This is a genomic window from Bdellovibrio sp. KM01, assembly GCF_013752535.1.
Lineage (GTDB): Bacteria > Bdellovibrionota > Bdellovibrionia > Bdellovibrionales > Bdellovibrionaceae > Bdellovibrio.
Genome location: NZ_CP058348.1, coordinates 1999532 through 2022807, shown reverse-complemented (window position 1 = coordinate 2022807; position 23276 = coordinate 1999532). Strand labels below are relative to the sequence as shown.

At 44.3% G+C, this 23276-nt stretch carries 23 protein-coding genes; 12 read left to right on the top strand and 11 right to left on the bottom strand.

The window, feature by feature from the left end; all coding sequences use genetic code 11:
- Nucleotides 1-11 precede the first annotated feature (11 nt).
- The 4 genes from HW988_RS09890 to HW988_RS09875 all read right to left on the bottom strand — a co-directional run bounded on the left by HW988_RS09890 (nt 12) and on the right by HW988_RS09875 (nt 3413).
- A complete protein-coding gene (locus HW988_RS09890) occupies nt 12-1352 on the bottom strand; it encodes a hypothetical protein (RefSeq protein ID WP_181604136.1) in 1341 nt (446 codons plus the stop codon).
- On the bottom strand, nt 1352-1942 hold the full coding sequence (locus HW988_RS09885) for a 2OG-Fe(II) oxygenase (protein WP_220128721.1): 591 nt from the start codon (nt 1940-1942) through the stop codon (nt 1352-1354). The genes HW988_RS09890 and HW988_RS09885 overlap by 1 nt, the downstream gene beginning before the upstream one ends.
- Nucleotides 1943-2007: 65 nt before the next feature.
- Entirely contained in the window at nt 2008-2151 is a 144-nt protein-coding gene (locus HW988_RS09880; RefSeq protein WP_181604134.1) for a hypothetical protein, read from the bottom strand.
- A 164-nt stretch (nt 2152-2315) separates the two neighbouring features.
- The gene (locus HW988_RS09875) at nt 2316-3413 is read right to left on the bottom strand and encodes a helix-turn-helix domain-containing protein (protein WP_220128720.1); all 1098 of its coding nucleotides are present in this window, start codon (nt 3411-3413) and stop codon (nt 2316-2318) included.
- A 198-nt stretch (nt 3414-3611) separates the two neighbouring features.
- Between HW988_RS09875 and HW988_RS09870 the strand changes: the two genes are divergently transcribed.
- Nucleotides 3612-5288: a methyl-accepting chemotaxis protein gene (locus HW988_RS09870; RefSeq protein ID WP_181604132.1), complete on the top strand. Its 1677-nt coding sequence runs from the start codon at nt 3612-3614 to the stop codon at nt 5286-5288.
- A gap of 40 nt (nt 5289-5328) precedes the next feature.
- Here HW988_RS09870 and HW988_RS09865 read toward each other — a convergent pair whose 3' ends face one another.
- Nucleotides 5329-5970, bottom strand: a complete 642-nt coding sequence (locus HW988_RS09865) for a transposase (protein ID WP_181604131.1) — start codon at nt 5968-5970, stop codon at nt 5329-5331.
- 187 nt (nt 5971-6157) lie between these two features.
- On the opposite strand from HW988_RS09865, the gene mutS reads away from it, so the two are divergent.
- From mutS to HW988_RS09850, 3 genes are all read left to right on the top strand, one after another.
- On the top strand, nt 6158-8686 hold the full coding sequence (gene mutS, locus HW988_RS09860) for a DNA mismatch repair protein MutS (RefSeq protein ID WP_255489914.1): 2529 nt from the start codon (nt 6158-6160) through the stop codon (nt 8684-8686).
- A 27-nt stretch (nt 8687-8713) separates the two neighbouring features.
- Nucleotides 8714-11029 carry an ACT domain-containing protein gene (locus HW988_RS09855; protein ID WP_181604130.1) on the top strand — a complete coding sequence of 772 codons (2316 nt, stop codon included), beginning with the start codon at nt 8714-8716 and terminating at the stop codon, nt 11027-11029.
- A gap of 159 nt (nt 11030-11188) precedes the next feature.
- On the top strand, nt 11189-11872 hold the full coding sequence (locus HW988_RS09850; RefSeq protein ID WP_181604129.1) for a PilZ domain-containing protein: 684 nt from the start codon (nt 11189-11191) through the stop codon (nt 11870-11872).
- Nucleotide 11873: 1 nt separating this feature from the next.
- Here the strand turns inward: HW988_RS09850 and HW988_RS09845 are convergent, their stop codons facing one another.
- The 3 genes from HW988_RS09845 to HW988_RS09835 all read right to left on the bottom strand — a co-directional run bounded on the left by HW988_RS09845 (nt 11874) and on the right by HW988_RS09835 (nt 13675).
- Nucleotides 11874-13067, bottom strand: coding sequence for an MFS transporter (locus tag HW988_RS09845; RefSeq protein WP_181604128.1), 1194 nt, complete (start codon nt 13065-13067; stop codon nt 11874-11876).
- Nucleotides 13068-13129: 62 nt separating this feature from the next.
- Nucleotides 13130-13324, bottom strand: coding sequence for a hypothetical protein (locus HW988_RS09840; protein ID WP_181604127.1), 195 nt, complete (start codon nt 13322-13324; stop codon nt 13130-13132).
- A gap of 87 nt (nt 13325-13411) precedes the next feature.
- The gene (locus tag HW988_RS09835) at nt 13412-13675 is read right to left on the bottom strand and encodes a hypothetical protein (protein WP_142700285.1); all 264 of its coding nucleotides are present in this window, start codon (nt 13673-13675) and stop codon (nt 13412-13414) included.
- A 234-nt stretch (nt 13676-13909) separates the two neighbouring features.
- Here HW988_RS09835 and HW988_RS09830 point away from each other — a divergent pair, with 234 nt between their 5' ends.
- From HW988_RS09830 to HW988_RS09820, 3 genes are read left to right on the top strand one after another with little or no spacing between them, the layout of a single operon-like run.
- Nucleotides 13910-14701 carry a phosphatase domain-containing protein gene (locus HW988_RS09830; RefSeq protein ID WP_181604126.1) on the top strand — a complete coding sequence of 264 codons (792 nt, stop codon included), beginning with the start codon at nt 13910-13912 and terminating at the stop codon, nt 14699-14701.
- Entirely contained in the window at nt 14701-15516 is an 816-nt protein-coding gene (locus HW988_RS09825) for a hypothetical protein (protein ID WP_181604125.1), read from the top strand. The genes HW988_RS09830 and HW988_RS09825 overlap by 1 nt, the downstream gene beginning before the upstream one ends.
- Nucleotides 15516-15953, top strand: a complete 438-nt coding sequence (locus tag HW988_RS09820) for a SufE family protein (RefSeq protein WP_181604124.1) — start codon at nt 15516-15518, stop codon at nt 15951-15953. The genes HW988_RS09825 and HW988_RS09820 overlap by 1 nt, the downstream gene beginning before the upstream one ends.
- Before the next feature lie 49 nt (nt 15954-16002).
- On the opposite strand, the gene HW988_RS09815 is transcribed toward HW988_RS09820, so the two are convergent.
- Both HW988_RS09815 and HW988_RS09810 read right to left on the bottom strand, forming a co-directional pair.
- A complete protein-coding gene (locus HW988_RS09815) occupies nt 16003-16269 on the bottom strand; it encodes a hypothetical protein (RefSeq protein ID WP_142700279.1) in 267 nt (88 codons plus the stop codon).
- 349 nt (nt 16270-16618) lie between these two features.
- Entirely contained in the window at nt 16619-17323 is a 705-nt protein-coding gene (locus HW988_RS09810; protein WP_142700278.1) for a YebC/PmpR family DNA-binding transcriptional regulator, read from the bottom strand.
- Between the two features lie 65 nt (nt 17324-17388).
- Here HW988_RS09810 and HW988_RS09805 point away from each other — a divergent pair, with 65 nt between their 5' ends.
- From HW988_RS09805 to HW988_RS09785, 5 genes are all read left to right on the top strand, one after another.
- Complete coding sequence (locus HW988_RS09805; protein WP_142700277.1) at nt 17389-18186, top strand: DUF455 family protein; 798 nt, start codon at nt 17389-17391, stop codon at nt 18184-18186.
- Between the two features lie 81 nt (nt 18187-18267).
- Complete coding sequence (locus HW988_RS09800) at nt 18268-19101, top strand: ABC transporter substrate-binding protein (RefSeq protein WP_181604123.1); 834 nt, start codon at nt 18268-18270, stop codon at nt 19099-19101.
- A 43-nt stretch (nt 19102-19144) separates the two neighbouring features.
- Entirely contained in the window at nt 19145-19972 is an 828-nt protein-coding gene (locus HW988_RS09795) for an ABC transporter substrate-binding protein (RefSeq protein ID WP_181604122.1), read from the top strand.
- Complete coding sequence (locus HW988_RS09790) at nt 19965-20786, top strand: ABC transporter substrate-binding protein (RefSeq protein ID WP_181604121.1); 822 nt, start codon at nt 19965-19967, stop codon at nt 20784-20786. Before HW988_RS09795 ends, HW988_RS09790 begins: the two co-directional genes overlap by 8 nt.
- Nucleotides 20787-20843: 57 nt before the next feature.
- Nucleotides 20844-21470 carry a hypothetical protein gene (locus tag HW988_RS09785; RefSeq protein WP_181604120.1) on the top strand — a complete coding sequence of 209 codons (627 nt, stop codon included), beginning with the start codon at nt 20844-20846 and terminating at the stop codon, nt 21468-21470.
- On the opposite strand, the gene HW988_RS09780 is transcribed toward HW988_RS09785, so the two are convergent.
- Nucleotides 21467-23206: a hypothetical protein gene (locus HW988_RS09780; protein WP_181604119.1), complete on the bottom strand. Its 1740-nt coding sequence runs from the start codon at nt 23204-23206 to the stop codon at nt 21467-21469. The genes HW988_RS09785 and HW988_RS09780 overlap by 4 nt on opposite strands.
- Between the last annotated feature and the right edge of the window lie 70 nt (nt 23207-23276).

Genomic DNA, 23276 nt, shown 5'->3' with positions numbered 1-23276 from the left:
GGGCTTTTTTATTATCGGTGACGAACTTCAATGATCACTTTGTCTTTGCTGATCCTGTTCAATAGTTCATTGATCTTCAAAATATTTTCTTGATCCAAGTTCGCATCCCATTCGTCCAGTAAAAGATGTTTATTATCTAATGAAGCGGCATATTCGATATGTCTTAGCATTTTTTGTCCCGTTGAGCCTTCCTCTGCATCTTCAAACTCAAACTGTGGATGTGCTGGAATGTAAAATGAGGATTCAAGTGATTCGTTAAGGTGCAGCATCAAAGTCGATTTTCCCGCGCCGTTGGATCCTCTAATTTGAATTCTGGAAGGTTTGGATAAAGATACAGACTTTGACAAATCTTCCAGCGAAGCGAAAGCATCATTTTGCACTGTGATGTTTTTAATAGAAATACGCGAAGAAAGAACAGGTTCCGAAAGGACCGCATTGCCCTTCATAGTTTTGAGCTTCGCTTCGAAAGAAACCAGAGAAGAAATAGTTTGGAAGATTGTTCTAAAAGTAGCCAGCATGTTTAACTGTCGAGGAATCGCAGCCAAAAGGGCCGCCATCACTTTAACATCCCCGTTATGTCGGCTGATAACCACGAAGACGGCAACAATAACTGGAAGGCTTGCGATAAACGTTAAAGCCGCCACCATGGTCTCGCTCATCAAGGAAGAGTGACGAGATTTTTCCTTAGCATCATTTAGATGGGAATTAAAGTTTTTGATGTAGTTGGCAACCACTTCAGAGTTTTTGAAGAAGATATTTTCCCAGGCTTTAAATAGGTAGCTTTCGAACTTGCTTCGGGATTGTTGCTCGGACTCGGCCGCTGACTTTGCGATTTTCTGAAAGTATTTGAATGCGAAAAACGAAAACAAGCCAGACGCAATATACGCTGGAATAAATGAAGTATCCAATGTCAGGCCAATGACTAAAACCCCCAGACTGATGGAAAGGATGAAAGTAAAAAGATCCAGACCTAAAAAGATGATCACGGCCAAATAGTTTTCCGCCTCGGAACCAATGGACGAAGTGAACAGTTCTTTTTGATGCTTCTCCTGCCAAATACCGGGTCTTTTAGCTTTGCTTAAAAGATTTTCTTCCAGAAATCTTTTGTAGGCTGAAAATCCCAGAGCGGTTTCCAGAGGACGTTGAATCAAGCCAAAAAATGGGACAACGACATGGCAGACAAGGGCGAGTCCTAGCCACAGGCTCATAGAATTCTGATCACCTAAAGCAAGGCCCGCCTTCATTAAAGCGAAAGTACTTGTGACAGCCACCAATTGTTGGCAAGTCGTAACTCCAATAAGTTTTATCTGGGAAACCTTGTCGACATACTTCAATACTGAGGGGGAAAACATTATCGAGCCTCCTGAACAATCCATTCTGAAATGATGGAATAGCGATTCCAGTTTTTGACTTTGGTGACGCTGTGCCAGTTTGTATCATCTGCGAAAAACAGCACCATTCTGTTTTCCAAAGGTTGAATTACTTTTGATTCTTTTCTTTTAGTTTTGACGGTGTCTTGATGAAGCCATAATTCGCCACCTTTGTCAGAGTTCCAGTCGGGAGACAGATAATAGATGCAAACGAGAGATCGTCCATCTTCCTGGTCGTCGATATGAGGTGGCATTGCAGGGGAGTCGGGAGTCATCATTCTTAATTGAACGAGGCCTTCTTCGTACAATTCGAGTTTTTCCTGAACTGTTTCTTCCAGGAAAGATTTGAAATCGTCGCCCAAGAATAGTTTGGCGAGGTTAAGGTCGGGGACGAACATAAAATTTAAATCGAATGAATCGTTTTCTCTTTTCTGATAACCGTCAACTACCGAGCAAAGATGCTTTTGGATTTTTTTGAATTGTTTCTGGGGAAGAAAGTTGTCAATTACAAAATGATTCCAGGGAGTTTGAAATTCATTTACCGAAGTGTTTTGTAGAAAAGATGAGTTCATAGATTTGCTCAGTGTTAGAAATTAAAAAAGGGAGAGGAGGGGGGCCTCTCCCTTTAAAAGAAAAACTAGTTTTTCTTTTTCGCTTTGCGAGAGTTCATGATTTCTTGAACTTCTGCGGGGATGCTGGATTTTTCCAGAACTGCGCGAACGCCAGTTCCAGATTTGTTTCTTTCAGCGATAATGTTTTCAAAAATTTCGAATTTGTTCATGGTATCTCCTTTATGCCGTGATTGGCTTAGTTGATTAGGGATAGAGCAGGAACGGTGCCGACTTTATTTAAGCTTTAAATCAATATATTGGAGATGAGGCCCAGTTTTGCGTCTTTATTATTGGATTTAAGAATCGTGTTCTGGACGAGGGTACGCGGGGCGGACTAGAGAGCGATAATTCGCACAGTGATATTAGGCGGCAAGTAATAGCCTTTGCGGTCGCGCAAAACGAAGCTTGCGGAGTTTGCATCAGGCTCTAATAAATTGCGCAGGCGTTTGATTGATACGTAAATTAAGTTGTCGTGGACGGCTGGATCATAAGGGTAGCCCCAGACTTTTTCGATAAGCTGGGATTTTGTAAAACGAATTCCCTGGTTTTGGGCAAACAGTTTTAAAAGATCAAATAGGATATGTTGATTTTTAAAATCAACAGAACCCTTGCTGGTTGTTTTCACTTTGAAGTTTGTGGAATCGATAATCAGATCAGCTTCTGAAGAGACGTGATTTTCTTTCGCCAATTGGGCTTTTACGGTGCGAAGTCTTGTGGATCCTTCGCTGCCCATGCCCTTCATTGCTAAGGAACGATAAATCGCAGCTTCATTGCGTTTACCCTGAGCTTCGTAAACCGCCGCCATTTGCACTAGGATGTAAACGATCAAATAGTGCAGAGAGTTTTGTTGGGCTTTTTCATAAGCCTTCCAGATCGCATCTAAGGCATCATCGGCGCGCTTTTCGTCCAAGAAAACGTGGCTTTTTACCACCAGGCAACTGGTATGAATTTCTTCCAGTTTTAGTTCTTGAGTTAAAAGTAAAGCCTTATCGAGATACTTTAAGGCCTCGATAGGATTTTCTTTCATCGTAACGATGGCAAGCTCTTGCAAAAGCCTTGAGACGGTTTCTAGATCCTGAGCCTGTGTGCACTCATGCAAAGCCTTTTGGAAATAGTCTTTCGCTTGAGTGTTTTCACCCAAAGCCATTTTCCATAAACCAATATTGTGAAGGACTTTGCCGTAAATCTCAGCCGAGGGGTTTTCTTTCTCGTACACAAGAAGTTTACTGAAATGTTTGTGAAAGTTTTCGAGCTTTCCCAATTCAGAACTTGCCTGAATTAAAAAGCGAACGCCAAACAACCAGCTTTGTAAATCACCGATGGCCTCTGCATCAGCGCAGATTCGTTCGGAATTATCGCAAGCTTCCTGGTAGTGGCCGCGCTGATAGTTCAGTTTGGCAAGATTGATGTTGGAACTCATTTCACTCAACATGCGGTACTAAATAGTTTTATGTCGGGGAGTCGTCAACATCTTACAGAAAGTGAAATGAGAAAATGTTCCGAAATCCCGGTAATTAGGCATGACGGGCAGAGTCGATGCTCCAAATTGAGACGCGTTGTACTCACATTTTACTCCCTGGTCTTTTATCCCGATAGGTAGTGCGGCTTTTTTATAATTAAGGTGGGAATTATGAATTTAGGTTCGTGGTTTAAAGGCATTAAGGCCAAGCTTTTGGTGGCGGCCTTATTGCCGTTGGTGGGTTTTGCGGTTCTGGGATATGTGGCTTTTAGTGGGCTGACTTCCATCGGTGGAATGTTAGGGAGCTCCTACACACAGATCATTCCTAATGTTGATGCCTTGGGGCAGATCGAAGGCGGGCGTGCTCGTATCGGTCAGTATCTTTGGGGTGCGATTGCAAATTTAAATTTTGAAAAGCGTCGTAATACATATATAGAAAAGTTAGATCAGGCTTTGAAGGAATATAAGGATGCTGTCGCGACTTATGAAGCCGCTCCTGATCTGGAAGGCGAAAGAGAAATTTATACGCCAATGAAAAATAACCACGCAAGCTACGTGGCTCACGTGGAGGAGTTCATTCAAACTCTGAAAACTCCCACGCCTGAAAATTATGAAAAAGTTCGTGCCGCGGCTGCGGAGGGTGCGTACCAGCAGGAATCCGTACAAATTAAAGGAACGACCGGAAAAATCATGGCCATGTATAATGAGGCTGTGAAAAAGAACAACTTGGCGCAAGAAGCAGAGAGGTCCCTTGTTTTTAAGTTGCTGGTGGGAATTGGACTGGCTTGTAGTTTAGGAGTTTTCTTTGCGCTGATAGTAATTGCTTCTCGTCTAAGTAAAAACGTATCTGAAGTTGTGGGGCAGCTTTCTGATTCATGCAATCAGGTGAATATGGCTATCACTCAGTTGACGGAAGCGGGTCAAAGCTTATCGCAATCTTCAACGACTTCAGCAGCCTCATTGGAAGAAACAGTGGCGGCCCTGGAAGAAATGTCTTCAATGGTATCCATGAATTCTGACAATGCGAAACAGGCGGCTAATTTGTCGCAAGCTTCTCGTTCGGCTGCGGAAGACGGGGAGCAGGAAATGCAAAAGCTGGTTACATCCATGCACGGCATTTCTCAGTCTTCAAAAAAGATCGAAGAGATTATCAATGTTATTGATGATATCGCTTTTCAAACCAACTTGTTGGCCTTGAATGCGGCAGTGGAAGCTGCACGTGCAGGGGAGCAAGGTCGAGGTTTCGCAGTTGTGGCTGAGGCCGTTCGCAGTCTGGCACAAAGATCTGCGGTGGCAGCGAAAGACATCAATGGTTTGATTAAGAATTCTGTGGACCAGGTGGAAGGCGGATCTAAAATCGCGGATAAAGCGGGTGAGGTTCTTAAGAACATCGTGACTTCGATCAAGAAAGTTTCTGATCTGAATAACGAAATCTCAGCGGCAAGCTCGGAGCAGACGACGGGTATTCAGCAAATCAGTAAAGCCATGAATCAGTTGGATCAAAGCTCCCAGGCGAATGCGGCTTCCTCGGAAGAGATCGCAGCAACATCTGAAGAAATGGCTGCGCAATCAAAACAAATGTACAGTGTCGTTGTGACTTTATCGAATGTGGTGATGGGTGGTCATGGAGAAGAGGCTGTCAATGAAGGGCAGCCGGTTGTCGCTGAGAAAAAGAAGGTCGCCGCAAAAGGTAAGCCGGGAGTGGCCGTGACTAAAAAAACAGCAACTAATGTGGTGAAATTCAAGCCCGCGCCTAAGGCTCAATCAAATTCAGGAGAAGCCAAAGCATCCGAACTAATTCCTTTTGACGACGACACAAGAAAAGTAGGAAACACAGACGGCTTCTAAAAAGGTGCCTGCCGGTTTTTGGTAGCAATACTGCGTTAAATCAATAGAGCTCAGTCGCAAGGCTGGGCTTTTTTCTATTATTGCGCATGGCCTTTGGGAGTTCGAAACGTTTTCTCTTTAATGCTTTTTTTATCTGCTGTTTGTTCTCATTTGTGGGATTTTGGTTAATCCATTGAAGCGTTAGGTTTATCGAATTGAAGAGTATTTGATCCGGAGAAAATGGAAAATTGAAACGTCCGTTTCCCAAAGAGCGAGAGAGAGTCGAATAGGGATAGTCCTCTGCTCGCCTGGATAATCCAGCTTCAATCGGATTTCTGTAAACGTATTTGTAAGCGTGCATCAGGTAGTGTTCAGAGTCGATTACCGTCCTGTGGTAACGGCTTCCGTAAAGTTGATTGATTATCTTTGCCTTTTCGTTAATCCGGCGACTGGTTTCTCCCATAAAATAGTTCATGGCGGCGCTTAGATTTCCATCCGGATTTCGAACGATAAGATGGAAATGATTGTTCATTAGAACGAAAGATAGAATTTCTATATTGAAGGCGTGAGCTATAAAAAATAAGTAGTCTTCCATGATTTCCCAGACTTCTTCGATCGGAATGGGGAAAAACTCCCGATTTTTACAGCGAGCTGAAATATGGATCGGAAGTTCGGTGGATACAATTTCGGATGATCTGGCCATGCTCAATCTAGGTGCAGGTTTTGAGTCATCCTAAGGCGAATTTGAGATCGGCAAGGGCAATCGCTATATTTGGTTTTCGGATGCGACGCTTCTCCAAAAACCGGCAGGCACCTTTTTGGGAGGGCGGTGCGTTAATGGTGTTTTGTGAGTGAAACGTGGGGTGAAGCTGGGGTACTTTTTTCAGCCTATGTCAGCTAATCTTACTCCACTAATGAAGCAGTACTGGGACATTAAATCTGTCCATCAAGATAAGATCCTTCTTTTCCGTATGGGGGACTTTTTTGAAATGTTCTTTGATGATGCGGTTAAAGCGGCGCCCGTTTTAGGGATCGCACTTACTCAAAGAAATAAAAAATCTCAGGACGAAACTCCGATGTGCGGAATGCCTCACCATTCTGTGGCGGGGCCGATTAATAAACTTTTGGCTCATGGTTTCAAAGTAGCGATCTGTGATCAACTTGAAGATCCAAAAGCTGCCAAAGGGATTGTAAAACGTGGAGTCACCCGCGTTCTGACTCCGGGTATGGTTTATGACTCTGATACTTTGGACGGAACAAAGCCACACTATCTGGTAAGCATTGATCAAACTTCGATCAGCTTTCTGGATTCAACAACGGGCGAAGCGTTCTTCTTTAAATCTAAAAACTCTCATGAGCTTTTGCGTTTCGTTCAGATTTTGCCAGTGGCAGAAATCGTAATCGCAAAGGAACACGAAGCTTTGCTAGCGGGTCTGGATAATATCTTGATCAGTCATCATGAAGAAATGATGGATGCGGGCAGCGATCTTCTTAAAAATGCTGCTCCTGCTTCAGCTGCTAGACTTCTAAGTTACGTTTTGCAGTTGTCAGGTGAGGAAGCTTTGAAAACTCTTTCTCCGTTTGTGGAAAGAGATCTTGAGCACCGTCTGGAAATTTCCAGCACGACACTAAGACATTTGGAAGTGTTCTCGACATACAAAGGTGAAGGCTTGGGCAGTTTGTTCCATGCCATCAACCGCACGCAGACTTCTGCGGGCAGCCGTATGCTTCGTCAGTGGTTAAGCTTCCCACTCCGTGATGTGAAAGCTATCGAAAGCCGTTTGGACTCGGTGGAGTTCTGGCGCAGTCATGTTTTGGAATTAAAACGTGCTCGTCAAATTTTGGGTCAGATGGGTGATATCGAACGTCGTTTGGGTAAAATCTCTCAACCTCAATGTAACGGCCGTGATTTGTTGGCATTAGCCGGCAGCGTTCATGCCGGTGTCAGTGCGTTGGAAGTATTTGTTCAAGCAAGTGGTTCAACAGCCAATTTTGAAAGCCTTCGTGAGTTGGCGTATAAAATCGAAAGAACTTTGGTTGAAGATCCGCCTTTGGCGACAAAACAAGGTTACTTGATCCGTCAGGGCGTTTCTTCTGAACTGGACGAGTTGATTGATCTTTCCACGAATGCACAAGCACTTGTGGCCAAAATGGAAGCGGATGAAAAAGAAAAAACTGGAATCTCCAGTCTGAAAATCCGCTATAACAACGTTTTCGGTTACTATATCGAAATCACAAACTCTCATAAAGACAAAGCACCAGCAAACTATCAACGTAAGCAGACTTTGACGAATGCCGAGCGCTATTGCACAGATGAGTTGGTAGAGCTTGAAAGAAAAGTACTATCAGCGAATACAAAACGTGCCGATCTTGAATTTGAATTCTTTGATATGCTTCGCAAAGAGATCCTGACTCAGTGTCCAGCGTTGCTAACGCTGGCTCATGAGTGCAGTGAAATGGACGTGATCTCAAGTCTTGCTTGGTTAAGCCTTGAAGAAAAGTACGCTCGTCCAAAATTTACTGAGAACAATTCTTTGCAATTAAAAGCCAGCCGCCATCCGGTGGTTGAGCAAACTGTTAAAACCAACTTCGTTGCGAATGACATTGAACTTCACCCGCACTCTTGTTTGTTGCTGACAGGCCCGAATATGGCCGGTAAATCGACTTTGATGCGTCAAGTGGCGTTGAATGCGATTATGGCCCAAATGGGTTCCTTCGTTCCTGCGGATGAAGCGAAACTTCCGATCTTTGATGCGATCTTCACCCGTATTGGTGCAAGTGACCAATTATCCGAAGGCCTTTCAACTTTCATGGTTGAGATGACAGAAACATCGGCGATGCTTAAAAACGCGACTAAAAACTCATTGGTCATCCTGGATGAAGTGGGGCGTGGTACAAGCACGTTCGATGGCATGTGTCTGGCACAATCGATTCTGGAGCACTTGTTAAGCGAAGTGAAAGCATTAACGTTCTTTGCAACTCACTATCATGAACTGACGACTTTGGATCAAAGTTACGGTCAGATCACAAATTCACATATGACCGTGGCTGAAAGAAATGGTGAGATCCGTTTCCTTCACACGTTGGTGAAAGGTCCAGCTTTGAAATCCTACGGGGTTCAGGTGGCCGAGCTTGCGGGGCTTCCGCCATCAGTGACAAAGCGTGCGAAAAGCTTGTTGCGTGAGATTGAATCAAAACGTGTTCAAGCCAGTAGTCAGTTGTCCCTTCTGGACCACGTGGAAGACTCTCCTATGGAAATGGCAACGGCTCCTGCGGTTGAAGTTCCAGTGATCCCTGAAAGCGTGAAATCTTTGATGGATGAATTGCAAAAGTACCCACTGTTGCAATCAAGTCCTCTGGAGGTCATGGGTCAGGTTGCTAAATGGAAAGCCATCGCTGAAAACACCAGCTTGCAATAGAGGGTAAATTGGCTGATCATTTTAACTATGGCAGCTAAGACGTATCTCTCCAGTGAGCAGCTTATTCAGTCTCAAGAAATTCTAAATCCACCACTAATGACACCTGATGGAGATGTCCGTCAGGTGTTTTGTTTTTCCAGTCAGAGCTTTTCCTTATGGCTTGGTGCTAAGCTTGAGGAATCACTTAAAAATAATCCTTTGTGGCGAGATACGCATCCGATTATGTTGGGCTCTTGGGCCCGCGGTGAACTTAGTCCAAAATCTGATATCGATATTTTGTTCTGTGGCGATGAAGACAAAGTCCGTGAGTTCACAAATCAGCTTCAAGAAAAAGGTTTAAAGCTTCGCTATCGTATGCCAGCTAATCCCGAAGATTGGACGGAAGGAGTTGAAGCGTTTGATGTTTTGGCTCTTTTGAAGGCAAAGCCATTGACTCCGGAAGGTGCACGTAAGCTTTTTGAACAGCAAAAGCGCATCTGGTCGAAAAAGAACATGTGGCGTAAGACTTTGCTGAAAGCGGTAAAGGAAGAACGCAAAGCCCGGGAAAATCGCTTTGATTCCATCACCAATTATCTTGAGCCTAATTTGAAATACGGCCCAGGTGGTTTGCGTGATCTTGAGCAAGGTCTGCAGATTTATGAAATGTTCGCCGAGCGTTTCACAAACCCGGGGCATGCGCTGAATGTTTTAAATTATTATCGTGATTACCTGTTAAGCCTTCGTCAGAAGCTTCATCTGGAAGGTCACAGTGATATCCTGTCCAGTTCCGCTCAATTTGATTTAGGAAAATGGATGGGATTTAAATCCCATAAAGATTTCATGCGCAGCCTGCAGCGTGGATTGTCACGGGTAAATTTCTATTCCGATTGGATTATCGCAGTAGCAGATGCTCCAGAAGAAGTTCTTAAGAAAATTGAACGCTCCGAGTTTTATAAACCAAGTGATCTGTTTTCTGCTTTAGAAAAAAACTCCAGTGTTTTGATGCAAAAGAAAGTTCGTGAAGAGCTGGATCATCTTTTACCAGCCAAAGAAATCAAAAAGCTTGGCAAACTTCGTGGTCAGGAACTGGATCAAGTCTTGAGTGTTAAAGCCAAGGATGAATTCCTTTATAGTATTTTCAGGTCTCGTTTGATTGATAAGCTGGTGCCGGAAATCACGCGCTTAGTGGGATACGTTCAGCATGATCAATATCATCGCTACACGGCGGATTCGCATATCATGCAAGCGTGCCGCGAGATCAAACGTGTCTTTGCAAAACCGAAAGAACTGGGTCCCTTGCAGTCAGTAGCGAAATCCTTGAATCCCTATGACTGGCAAGTGCTTTCATGGACTTGCATGTATCACGATTTGGCCAAGGGTATAGATAGCGGAGATCACTCGGAAGCCGGGACTGCGATCGTTACCCGTGACTTTAAATCTTTTGGCTTTAAAAAGAAATTCACCGACGACGTGAACTGGATGGTGAAAAACCATTTGGAGCTTTCACAAGCCGCTTTCCGTAAAAATTCCAAAGATCCCCGCGTATGGCAAGAGCTGCGCGACAAGGGTGTTGAGGGTGATGCATTGAAACGACTGGCGATCTTTACCGCTGTCGACATTCGCGCAACCAACCCCGAAGCTTGGAATGAGTGGAAGGGGCGCTTACTGGCTGAATTGGTAGAAAATCTTGAAAGTAAAAAAGCTCAAGACTATTTCACGTTCAGAACCTTGAAAGCCAAAAAACATCTGCATATTTCGGAAGAGATTTATGAGGAGCTAGGTCCTGTCTTAGTTGATAGTCTGTCAATGAATGACTTGGTTGAAGATTTGAAAAAGGCGGAAGACTCTAGCGAATCCCTGCCTCCAAAAATCATGCAAACCAAACAGGGCGATACGTGGGTGCGAATGCATCAAAAGCGCGATCGCAAAGGGATCCTGGCAGATTATGTAGGCCAGTTCTATTCCTTAGGTTTAGGTATTCGCCATGCCTCCATTCATACTCTACCGAAGGTGGGAGTTTATGACTGGTTCCAAGTTTCCACGCAAAAAAATTTGAAAACTCTTGAGCAGTTGTTAAAGAGTTCGCAATTAAAAGAAAAAGAGATTCCTCAAGTCCAATTTGATCAAATTCAATTGATGAGTGCCCACGATAAAGAATGGGTGATCAGTTTCCGTGGTCCCGACCAAGCAGGTTTGCTTGCGGCAGCAGCCAAGGCTTTGAGTGATTTAAATGTCAGCATCAAATCAGCCCGAGTGCATACCTGGGGCCGACAAGTGGACGATATTTTTATGATTAAAGCTGAAGGGGACCCACAACAATTGGTCCAATCATTGAATAGTCATTTTAAAATCAATCCTGCCTAATAAAATCCGCGCTGACTTTGCGCGGATTAGTTTCAAGAACAAATGACTTCTAAAGTTAGCCATGTTCAGAGATTTATCGACGACTGTCTAAAATGCTCTACACATTTTAAGCAATAGCACTCTTAAAACCTGTGTTCCATTTTTGCACTGAAGATTTAAATGCAGAAAATTACCCAAATTCAGCGCACAGTTTTATCTTTGGTCTCGGCTAAAACACTGTCTCATTTTGGGAATTCCTTCCGTGGTTCTAATATTCGCCAATGTCATAGTCTGGAAAGCCTTAAAACACAGTTAGTTCGAAACAAACGGGTGGTTGTAGTGGCAGAGTTCGACCGTTGTACATCGCGCCACGTGGATGCCTTTATTTCTTTGATGAAGGATGTCTCAGCAGCGTACAGAAATCATCAAATGAAGTTGATCGTCTTTGCAAAAAGTATCGATGCCAGCGTTTATCAAAAGTTTGCACGCCATTTGAACCTAATGCTGATTCTGGAAGCGGAAGCTTTAACGGCGCCGTATTTAACCAGCAAGTTCCTGCATGGAGATCCCGTGTTTTTAAGGTCGTCCCCAAGAATGCAAATGACGGCGCCCGTACTGGTGAAAACGACCAACTGGGTCAGTCAGGTGAATTTACTTCAAAAGAAGGGTCGCTTTTTGGATTTTGCTACCCAAGGGGCAAGGCTCTATCTGCCGCAAAGATTATTTGAAGCAAAAGACTATGTCTCGGTTTTATATCAACTTGCTAATGAAGAATGGGTCACAGTCGAATGTCAGTTGCGTTGGGAGTCATCGACTCCCGATGGTGGGCAGGTGTTAGGTGTGCAGTTTCTGGCAATAGCCTAGTTTAACCGTGCGTGGCTGGTTTTGCATTTCGACCCAGCCAGAACGCAAGCACCGCGATAACAGTCCCAACAGACAGAACCATGCAGACGCCATTCCATTGAGCCGTGTTCCAAGCGAACGAAGCCACCAGGGAGCCCAGGGCGCCACCCATGAAATAGGAAAACATATAGACTGTGTTCAAGCGACTGCGAGCATCTTCGCGTAAGGCAAAAACACGCGTTTGATTTGAAATATGTGCAGCCTGAATTCCGAAATCCAGAATGAAAATACCAATGATCAAGCCAATCAGGCTCGCGCCAGATCCCCACAGAATCAGAACAGACAAAGCTAAAACAGTTAAGCCAATCGCCACACCGGTGCGCGGGCCCTTTTTATCCGCGACTCTGCCGACGACTGGGGCTGCCATTGCACCAGCGGCCCCCAATAGTCCGAATAGACCCACTTCTTTTGCGCCCATGTTAAAATGTGGGGAAGATAACAGGAAAATCAAAGTGGCCCAGATAGAACTGAAAACACCAAAGATCATCGCACCTACCACTGCGGATTCGCGCAGGATGGGTTCCTCTTTTACTAATGTACCGATGGATTTAATTAATCCTAAGTAAGATCCTTTATAAGTCACTTCGCTTGCGGGCAGGATAAACCAAAGACAGCTCGCCAAAACAATCATCAATCCTGCGGCGGAATAAAATACTGTTCTCCAACCGAAAAGATCTCCCAGGAATCCAGCGATCGTGCGCGAACATAATATTCCGATCAGCAGTCCACTCATGATAATGCCGATGACCTTGCCGCGATTTTCATTGCTCGCCAAGTGTGCGGCAAAGGGAATGATCAACTGAGGCACCATCGTGAAAAGACCGATCAACAAACTTGCAATGACCATGATCCACAAACTGTGCGCAGTCGCTGCCATGATCAATGCCGCAGTCACCGCTAGGGATGTGACGACGATCAGTTTTCTTCTTTCAAACATGTCGCCCATCGGAACCAGGAATAACATCCCCAAGGCATAGCCTACTTGGGTCAGTGTTGGTATGATGCCGACCTCTTTCACTGTGACGCCGAATTCTTTTTGCAACTCTGCCAGGAGCGGTTGGTTGTAGTAAAGATTGGCAACACTAAGACCTGTGGCGATTGCCATGATCCAAACAGTGGTGGAAGAAAGTTTTTTTGATGCGTGAGATTGAGTCATAGGTGAGGCCTGCAAGATGGGAAAAGAAAAACACCCACTTTGAGGGTGGGTGTCTTAAGTGACTAATTTGATTTTTTCTTCGGAGCACCTGTGATCCCGGTGTGGTTGCGCCAGTTGTATTGAGGATCAGTTTTTGTGCGGTTGTGCCAAGCTTCCCATTTTTTCTTAGGGAGCTTATGGGACACATTGCCCTTTTCGTCGAAGATATCTGGGTCTTTACCAGTTAGGAATTCAAGTACGGATTTCATGATACCCATGTAGGCTGCTCCTTCAATAAATACAGGAGCCAGTATAATGCAGGACCTCGTACGGGGGAATAGGAAATCCTGCCTCGATGCGTTGAATTAAGAGCGTGGGTTGGCGCAAACGTCGATAATGTCCAAACCGCGTTCTTCAGAAACTTTGCCAGCGCCTTTATAGTGGTTGAAGCACTGTTGAGCAGCAACTTGGAAAGCGTCTTCATAGCTAGCAGCTTGCTTTTTAACCTCAAAAGATTGGCCAGAAAGCTTATATTTGAACGTATATTCCTTTTGAACCGCATCTTTGGAGATCCAGGCAAAGGAACTGCAAGAATAAGCGAGTACGAAGATAGTCAAAAGTGCTTTCATAAAAACCCCTTGGTTAAAGTCCTTCAGTTTTGAAGTGACCTGATACTGTTAGGTAAAGCACGGGGTGTGCCAAAGAATCTTGCAGGGACCTCAAAAAGACCTTTGTAACCCCATGAAATTGCTGATCTAATCGGTCTCAATTTGAACCGTTCAAGGGGCCTGTTTACTTGTGAGACGGGTGACGTGAATGGTGCAACCCCTGTCGAGGGATTGGACAGGGTCCATGGGGGATTCATGAAAAGGTTTTTAGTATCCTTGGTTTTGTTGTTTGTTAGTTTTGCGGCATCGGCGCAAACGATCGTGGTAAGTGATATCGACGATACGATTCGCCCGCAATATGTGCAGGATCTTTCTGATTCCGCAAAATACGTTTTTGATAAAGACAGCCTGTTTATGGGGATGAGTGAGCTCTTAAATGCCGTCGTTCAGGATACGGGCGCTCGTATGTTTTACGTCTCCCGTGCCCCAGAATGGTTGATGGGTAATACGCACACAGCGGCCCTGGAGCGCGGTGGATTCCCGTCAGGGGTCTATTTCCCTCGCACTGTTTATTCAAAGGACGAGCACAAGGTTAGAACCCTGGTGCAAATTATCGATAAAACCCATCCCACCGATGTGATCTTGCTGGGGGATAATGGTGAAGTTGATGCTAAGGTCTATAACACCATCGCTGAGGGTTACCCACACATCCGTTTTCATCAATTCATTCGTGATGCCTATAACACCCCTAAATTCGGTGGTGAGGGTTCTTCGCTTTACCTGGGGCAGATGTATTTCGTGACTCCCGTGGAAGTCGCCCTGGAGCTTAAGAGACGAGGATTTTTGAAAAATAGTTCCGTCCAACTTTTAGTTGATTACTTGGTACCTCGAATTGTGGCAGAAAAGGGGAAACCAAAGCGAGGCATCATGGCCTTCCCATATTTTGTGGAATGCCGCGATTTTGTCTGGTCCTGGGATCAGGAAACTTCAGACTATCCTTTGCTGAATAATCTCAAAGCGAAGATCGAAAAACGCTGCAATAATTAATGATTTTAAAGTACCAGCTTCCGCAAGTTTACCAAAACCTTCTCCCTCGCGAGATCCTGAATTTTGAACCTCAGGAAAAAAAGGCCACTTGTGATACTTGCGCGATGTCTCGCCCTCGCGAAAAGGGTCCGATCCATTATCGCGAGGATCTGAAGTGCTGTACTTTTCATCCGTTTATTCCAAACTTCATGGTGGGCGCCTTGTTGAGCGATCCAAATGCCACTGAAGCTCACCGCATCTTTCGCGCTAAAATCGCAAATCGTGAATACTCTTTGCCGATTGGGATGGTGGCTCCGGTAAAATACCAAGTCGCTTTTAATAACCGGGAAGAAGGCGATTTCGGTCAGCGTGAAGACTGGTTATGCCCATACTACAATAAAGAAAAATCGAACTGCAACGTGTGGAGAAACCGCGGTGTGGTTTGCACGACGTTCTTCTGTAAAAGCTCTTACGGTGATCGTGGAATCGATTTCTGGGAGCATCTGAATAACTATCTTTGGTATGTGGAGTTGGCACTTTTAGAAGAAGCCCTGGTGATGATGGATTTCTCGCCACGTCAGACCATGACTCTTTTGGACTATCACAATCGTACCGATGGTACGGCGGCTGAGAAAAAATCCTGGAGCATGCCTGAGGCGAAATTCAAAGAACTTTGGAATGGTTATCATGACGATATCGAGGGTTTTTACAAAAAATGCTTTGAGATCGTGTCGAACTTGGATAAAAAAGCCTTCCACGAAATGTTAGGGGAGCAGGGGCAGTCTTTAGAAGAGACCTTGTTTGAAATCATCCCAGAATTGAAAGTGATTGAATAATGTCGACTATCCAGGAACGCCAGGCTCAAGTTATCGCTGATTTTTCCGCTTTCACGGATTGGGAAGATCGCTATAAAAAAATCATCGAGATGGGTAAATCCCTGCCGGAAATGCCAGAAGCTTTAAAGACCGAGCAAAACATCGTCAAGGGCTGCCAATCTCAAGTGTGGTTGCATGCTTCGGTTACTGATGATGGCAAGATGTTGTTGGTGGGTGATAGCGACGCTTTGATCGTTAAAGGCCTTGTAGCGCTGTTGTTGAAGGTCTATTCAGGATCAACTCCTAATGAAGTCTTGATGACGCCACCAGAGTTTTTAAGAGCTCTGGGTTTTGAGGGAAATCTTTCCCCAAGCCGCGCCAATGGTCTGCACTCGATGTTAAAGCAGATTAAGCTTTATGCGACGGCTTTCGATTACATGCTTAAGATGAAAAAATAAAAAAGGCTGGAGAGAATCCAGCCTTTTTTATTTCAAATTTAAGAGAGAACTATTTTTTGTGTTCTTCTTTTTTGATTTTGCAGGCAGAAACATCTGCGGCACTGACAGTTACGCCAGCTACTGATTTGCCTTCCATCACTGGATCTACGCAGTCTTTCCAAAGACCTTTTTTATTCGCGTGTTCGCCTTTTTTAAACCCCGCAGCTTCACAAGCGGCTTTAACTTTTTGGCACGGATGATCTTTGCCGCCGTGACCTTCGTTTGCGAATGCAGAAACAGAACCCATAAGAACAAGAGCCATAACTAGAGATTTCATAAATCCTCCTAAAAACTTTGTTAATAAAATGCTACTGCACAAGGATTAATCCGAGATGAGTTTCGAATTAAAAAATGTTAATTCCTCGACTGCAGAATACGCTTTCAAAATAAATTGAAAGCCGATGTATCATAATAGGAATTTCGTTTTTCAAACTAACTATTTCTGTAAAAGGTACGGACACACTTTCTCCATAATATCGCCTGTAGAATAAAAAAAAAGGCAGAATTTGATTGTAAAAGGTACGGACACACTTTCTCCATAATATCGCCTGTAGAATAAAAAAAGGCAGAATTTGATTATTCTGCCTTTTTTTTAATTTATGAATGGAGAAAGTGTGTCCGTGCCTTTAGATTGTTGCGTGAACGCGGTGAGTGTCGTCCATGTCGTCTAGGTAGTTTAAGAACTCTTCGACGTCTTTTCTTTGTTCGTCAGAAAGCTCCGTGATGTTTTTAGCTTTGTAAGACAACTCTGATTTCGTCACTTTCCAGCCACGTTTGATCAAAGCGTCACGAACAGCGTCTAACTCTGTAGCGCCTGTATAGAATTCGTAGGAGCCTTCGTCTTCACCAGGGCCGACTTCGTTGGCACCAGCTTCGATGGCTTCTTCGTCTGGATCAAAAGTCCCGGCTTTAACACCTTCCAAAAGACCTACGTGCTCAAACATCCAAGCCACAGATCCTGTTTCACCCATATTGCCGTCGTGAGATTTGAAAGCGTGGCGCATGTCTGGAGCAGTTCTGTGTTTGTTGTCTGTTTGGCATTCTACGATAACACCAACACCGTGAGGGCCGTAGCCTTCGTACATCAACTCTTCGATAACTTTACCGTCATCCAAAAGACCAGCACCTTTTTTGATCGCACGATCAATCGTATCGTTCGGGCATGATACTTTTTTAGCGGCATCAATCGCCAAACGAAGACGGGCATTCGCTGCCGGATCAGGGCCTCCAACTTTCGCAGCGACTTGAATCTCGCGCGCTAGTTTTGTGAATATTTGACCCTTTTGTTGGGCTTTCTCTACTTTACCTGCGGTTTTCCATGATTTTCCCATGAGAGGAATTTCACCAAATCACGAAGTATTTGGCAAGCGAGGGAGCTGCATGTAAAACGCTTCCTATGTTGACGTTCGAAATTGCCGATGTTTGGGCCAAAATTAATGAAATTGAGAAGTCTTGTGAGGAAGCTTTTAAGCTTAAAACCCCTCATTTGGCTCCCAAAGACCCAAACCGTGATATTGACTTGCTGCATCCAAAATATCACCCGCCGAAAAAAGGATTCTCAACGATCGAGGGGCAGGCTCGCATGCTTCATGATTTGGCCAGCATTGAACTTCAAGCGATGGAATTAGGGGTGAGGACTCTGTCTGAATTCCCGGATGCTCCTGAAGGCTTCAAAGAAGAGCTGGTCGCCGTCACAGTATCTGAAGCTCAACATCTGCGCATGTGTTTGGAAGCGATTGAATCCCTGGGATTCAAATGGGGAGACTGGCCTGTGCATGCGGCTCTTTGGTATGCCGTCGCTCCTGAAGACACGTTGCTTGATCGTATTTTGATTGTGCACCGTTATTTGGAAGGTAGTGGGCTGGATGCGGGCGACACTTTGATTCGTCGCTTGGAAGGAACTTCTGGAAAAGAGACGATTCAAAAAATCGTGAAGCAAATTAATTTCGAAGAAATCGGGCACGTGGATTTTGGATCTCGTTGGTACCGTGAGATTTGCCTGCAAAATAAAATCAATCCGAACGAAGACTTCCCAAAACGCATGGATGAACTTCGCTATCGTCTGCCAAAACGTGTAGAGCCGATCAACCGCATCCTGCGCGGAAAGGCCGGTTTCACAGATGAAGAAATTCAGTACTATGAGAATCTTCGCCTGGACTTTATCAATCCGCTTTCCTCATTATCTCAGCGCTAATCGACTTTTCCAAAAACTGGTTATAGACAAAGTTCCTTTTGAATCCATGACTTTTTTCTGAAGCCTTTCTATCATACGGTCATGTTGAAGTTGTGGTTTGCGATTTTCTTGCTTTCATCAACAGCTCAGGCGCAAAAGTTCTTTGCGCGTTCCACGCCCAGTTGTGAGCGACGTTACGTTGTTACTTTTCTAGGGACTCCCCCAGCTTATATAGTCGAAAAAGGAATAAAAAGCGGTTCTGCCTATGAAGTCGTAGTTGAGCTGATGCGACGAGTGGGATGTAAGTACACTGAGGAGCCAGCATCCTATTCTGCGGCTCGTGAAAACTTCATTCACAATCGTTCCGATGTTTTTGGATTTGCTGTTCCGGATGCAACCATGGACAAATACGGGGAGTTTGTGGAGATGCTTAAGTTTCCCCGTTCTTTGGTTGTGAACAAAAAAGTGCTTAAAGCAAACCCGTCCTTTGAGGCAGTTTTGAATGATCACAGTGTGTCCTTTGGTGGTTTGATATCGGGCCGATACTTTTTTACCAATGAAGAGATTCAGCGCCTTCGTCAAAGCTCCCGTCTGCGAGAGGTACCGACTCCAGCAGATATTTTTAGTGCTTTGATTGCCGGTCGGGTGCAGGCGACGTTAACAGTCCCGATCTATACTCACTATTATCTGAGTCGTTCCAAGCAACGTGAAAATTTTGAAGTACTTTCCGATGATTCAGGGAGCTGGACTTCTGTTGGGTTTTATTTGTCTCACAAACGTCTTTCAGAGAAAGAAAGGGAACGTCTTAAAAAGTTAATCAGTAAAATTCGTGAGGACGGTACGCTTCAAAAAATTCAGCGCAAATACAATGACCCTCTTGATTTAAAATTCTATAAACCCACTCAACTCATGTCTTTGGCCTGGCCCGATCTTTAACACATTTTGACAGAGCGGAACAGGGCCAGATAGTCTTGTACTTATGTTGAGTCTTTTGATTTCATTCGCCTTGTCATTTCCTGTGCATGCGCAAGTCAAATTGCGTGAGCCTTCCTCCTGTGAAAAGCGTTATGTCTTGGCGTTCTTGGATGCAGCCCCGGGTTTTTATAAAAACGAAAAAGGAATCAAAGAAGGCTCTTCCTATGATATTTTGATGGAAGTCGGTCGACGTTTGGGATGTAAGGTGAGTGAAGAACCGGGATCCTATTCTGCCATTCTGGAAGGTTTTGTCAGGCACAGAGTGGATATCACTGGATTGACTACAAAGTCGCCTAAGATGGAAAATTTCGGCGAGTTTGTGGAGATGTACCGCGTGCCTCGTTCTTTGGTAGTGCGCAAAGATTCCTTTGGTGTGAATGATTCAATCGAAAGTATTTTAAAAAATCCTAAAATTATTTTTGCTGGAATTATCGGTGGACTCTTTTTTATTAAAGAGTCTGAAAAAGAACAATTGTTCAAAGAGCGTCGGCTGCGCGAAGTTCCAGGTCCTCAAGAAGTTTTCAATGCTTTATCCGAGGGGCGGGTTCAGGCGACCTTCAGTTCTCCGGCATTCACTGCGTATTATTTAAAACGTCAGAATAAATTGGATCAATTTAAAATTATTCCCGATGAAAAAGGCGAGTGGCAATCCCTAGGATTTTATCTTTCGATAAAAAGACTTTCAAAGGAAGAGCGTGAGCGCATTCGTGCGATTATCAGCAATGTTCGTCAAGATGGCACTCTTTTGAATATTGAAAAGAAGTATGTGACGCCAGCGGATTATCTATACTATGAACCCATTACGCTAAAGGATATTAGTCACATTGAGTAGGTTATTCGCGTTGCTTTTAGTTGTGTTGACGCCTTTAATCTCCCAGGCTCAGGATGGATTTACTCCCGTGGGGGGCAGTTGTGAGAAACGCTATGTACTGTCCTTTCAAGATGATGCTCCCGGATTTTTCGTTGATAAGAATAACAAGAAAAATGGCACAGCTTATGAACTCTTGTTGGAGATTGTTCGTCGCTTGGGTTGTAAATCTACCGAGCAGATTACTCCCTATTTAAAGATCAAAGAAAATTTCCTGCGCAATAAGTCTGATATCTATGCCTTGTCGACTCAAGACAAGGAAATGGATAAGGTGGCCGACTTTGTGGAGATGTACAGTTTTCCGCGTTCTTTGGTTGTGAATAAGAAAGATTTTAGTGAAAAGGACAACGTTGCTTCTTTGTTGAAAAATCCAAAAATTGTATTCGGCAATGTCACGGGTGGTTTCTTATTTATTCAACCTCAGGAAAGAGCAGAGCTTGAGGTGAGGCATCGCCTGCGTGAGTTTCCGGGCCCCACAAGTGTCTTTAACGCATTATTAGAAGGTCGAATTCAAGCGACTTTTAGCTCCCCGGCATTTACCTATTACTTTATCACCCGTGAAAAGAAGATGGAGCAGTTCCGTGCGATTCCAGATCCTAAGGGTGGGCTTTATCATGCGGGTTTCTATCTGGCTCGCAGACGTTTAACTGACGCTGAACGAGCTAAGATCCGAGAGATCATTCGCCAGATCCGCGCCGATGGAACCTTGCTAAAAATAGCTTCAAAATATGTGAATCCCGAAGATCTGATCTACTATAAGCCGATCGGTTCATTTTGATATATCTGATTTGTGTTTGTATCTAGACCCCGGTACAATTTCTCAATCGGAGAATATGTGAAAACCCTGGTTTCTTTGCTCATTATGACATTTTTAAGTCTTTCGGTGAGCGCAAAGGAGCAGGAGCGTGCGACTCTGCAAATTGACGAAAAAGTCGTCGTCGAAGATGTTCTGGTTAAAAAAGGTCAGCCTAAAAAAGAGCAGCTGACCGTCAGTGGTTACACCATCCAAAGTTCTTCGCTGGATGCGGTTGCAAAAAAATATAAAACCAAAATCAAAGAGTTCGGCGAAGGCGAGGATCTGGTTTTGTTGGTTTGCCTGATTGGATCAGACAAAACCGCACTGGAATTTTCCTCCGGAGACATGGGCGGGGAGTCCAATCAGATTCTGACGATTGGTTTATATCAAAAGTCTTCCAAATATAAGCATAAGAAAGACTGCGAAACGGTTGATAAACGCTTTAAAAAAACCAAGATCGCAGGCCTGACTTTAGGGATGTCAGAAAAAGAAGTGGTAAAAAAACTTGGCGAGCCCAGTAAGCAAGCCAAGGCCTTTATTCTTTATTATTTCGAGGATAAGAAAAAGATCAACGGAGTGAAGTTTGATGTCACATCCGTTATTCATGTTAAATTGGAAAAAGGAAAAGTCATTTCCGTTTCCGTCAGCCAGTTCATGGTGTACTAATACCCGTAAATATCGCGATTTGAGCAGTTCCAGATGTTCTTCATCTGGTTGCCCCGGATCTTAAAGGTTTCTGCCAGCAAATAACATTCTGGGCGCGAGTTTAAGAATCTTTGTTTGTTATTACTCCAGCAGTACCAGCGCATATCATCCGCATTTTCTGGATCAGGATTGCGTTCCGCAAAATAGTCACAGATATCTGGAGAGAGATGAGCCTGATTTTCGCTTAAGCAGCTCCACTCCTTACCCAAAGAGTAATCCGTTCTGGATTCAGCGTTAAATACACAAGCAGGCAAGCCTGGGGCATTTAGAAGTGAGTAGCGATACTGCGCTAAAACCTTTTTCGCGCTGATAAACAGGCGCGTGCGCAGTAAGGGATCAGCGGTTTTTAATACCATGGACAAGAAATCCATATCGCCTTCATTCCAGAAAGGTTTCATTACCCAAAGTGCGATCGTTCTCTCATGTTCCTTGTCAGGCGATGCGATTTTACTAAATAGGAAATCACGTGTATCACTGTTGATTTCGGAATAACAGCTTAGGGTTAGCATGAAGTACGGCGAACGCTTGGAAAGTTCCTGCAGACGGGTGAAGGTCATATTTTGAAATCCTGGCTCGTCCCGGATGATGCCGCAGATTTGACGGACTTTTGCGTAGTTCATGTTTTGATCATAGGCTTGATCTAAAAGCATACGCACTTGGAAATCACGCGTGACTGGATCCATCAGGCCAAGGCTTGATGCCACCTGCATCACATCATGTTGAATTGTTACTAGCTGACCGTTGTTAGCTTTAATTTTTGCTAAAGACTTGCTGATGATCTGCTTGGTTGCCTGATCGATTTGACCCGCGATGCTGTCGCCATAAGACAACTGACTTGCCAAGGAATCAAAATATGTTGTGACTTTGTTTTCCTGAGCGATTTGAGTTAAAGCAGCACTTTGCACGGATTTATCATTCGAGCGAAGTGCGCAGTAAAGTCCACGAGCCTCTGGCGGAACCGCCTTCTGAGGAATTGTTTCACGGAAAGCTTGACCTTTAAAAGCATTTAAAAGCGCTGAGTTTGGCGCATTAGACATCGTATCAAGGTGAGTGTTGTAGTTACCCACGTTTTTCAAATATCGATTTAAAATAGGAGCTGCGTCTTTTCCCAAAGGACCTGTTGAGAAAAAGCCGTAAAGCTTTGGAGTGTCCGGGAAGATCGAAGCAAAACGCTTTTCAAGGCTGAATCCTTGTTGTGAATAACGAGAAGCCACAACTTGCTCGGCAAAGTCCAAAGGAATACCGTCGTTCAATAAAACATTCAGATACTGATCGATTGTACGGTGATCACGTGCTTGGCTTGCCAGGGTATTGCAACCCATCAAAAAAACTTCTTTAGGGTTCTTTAAAATGCCAGGGCAGGAATTATCACAGCTGGCTTTTTCCATCTGCGCGATATCGATAGTTTGGGATGTGCCTTCGCCAAAAAACAGTCCACCAAAATGGCCAGAGATCAGAAGAACATCGCATTTAATACCACTCGCGCAGGCCTGTTGAAACCAGCGCGGATCTTTGTTTTGTGGAACTAATTCTACAAAGTCGAAGCCCTGTTTCGAAAGGGCTAAAGCAAAGGTGTTGATCTCGTCGCTCGAATTCAAAGTCATGCTACAGAATGTTTTTGCATAAGCAGTGTTAGAGACAAAAAGTCCCGCAATACCGAGTCCTAAAATATACTTGATGAAACGAAGTGTTTTCATATTCCAGCTTACATCCTATTGTGGGTGCTCCACGAGGAAACATGATGCAAGCCAGATGCTAGGGCGGTGG